This is a genomic window from Anoxybacillus sp. LAT27 (genome assembly GCF_022030075.1).
Taxonomy (GTDB): Bacteria; Bacillota; Bacilli; order Bacillales; family Anoxybacillaceae; genus Anoxybacillus; species Anoxybacillus kestanbolensis.
On the sequence record NZ_JAIWYK010000403.1, the window covers coordinates 1 to 223 of the forward strand.

Consider the following 223-nt stretch of genomic DNA (forward strand, 5'->3'; position numbering starts at 1 on the left):
CGATAATCAAGTCGTCAATGTTTCCTTCATAGGTCCCCGCGCGCTTGATCGTTTCTTTGACGACGAGCGCCCCTAAATCATCCGGCCGCACGTGGGCGAGCGTTCCTTTTTTCGCTTTGCCGACCGGTGTGCGCGCACCTGCGACAATGACCGCTTCTCTCACGCCAATCCCCCCTTGATCTCCTCCGCTTTAGTTGCGGAGCGGTTTTCCTTTCACAAGCAT

The 223-nt window shown here is 56.1% G+C and carries 1 protein-coding gene; it reads right to left on the reverse strand.

Features of this window, described 5'->3' with window-relative positions:
• Positions 1-163: thiolase family protein (locus LD028_RS09965; protein WP_483298305.1), on the reverse strand; the 163-nt coding region annotated here is incomplete at its 3' end.
• Positions 164-223 lie beyond the last annotated feature (60 nt).